This window comes from Vibrio sp. 10N.222.49.C9, from assembly GCF_041474985.1.
In the GTDB taxonomy this organism is placed as follows: domain Bacteria; phylum Pseudomonadota; class Gammaproteobacteria; order Enterobacterales; family Vibrionaceae; genus Vibrio; species Vibrio crassostreae_C.
This window is the reverse complement of record NZ_JBFRVD010001223.1, coordinates 1-295: the sequence shown is the minus strand read 5'-3', so window position 1 is coordinate 295 and position 295 is coordinate 1. Positions and strand designations below refer to the sequence as shown.

Below are 295 nucleotides of genomic sequence, written 5' to 3'. Positions count from 1 at the left end.
GTTAGGGGTTTCATAGCCCATCATGCCTTGGTTGTATGCGCCGATATTCCATAGGCCCACATCATCGCCGAAGATGGCAAGGATATTTGGCTTGTCTGCAGCTACAGCTGACGCTGATGCTGCTAACATTCCTGCTGAAATAGCCAGTTTGCTGAGTTGATTAGTCATTGAGACTCCATCACGTTTAGTAGGGAAAAGGATTGCGACAGTTCAGCGAAGCAGAATTAGGCTGTTAACGTTACCCGGGACTAACACTAAGAGGCTGAAAAGATGACTTATCTGAACTGCTGTTGGC

General features: G+C 47.1%; 1 pseudogene. It reads right to left on the bottom strand.

Going from position 1 to position 295, the window contains the following annotated elements:
- Nucleotides 1–168: pseudogene (locus AB4585_RS27665) on the bottom strand (arylsulfatase); the annotation flags it as partial.
- Nucleotides 169–295 lie beyond the last annotated feature (127 nt).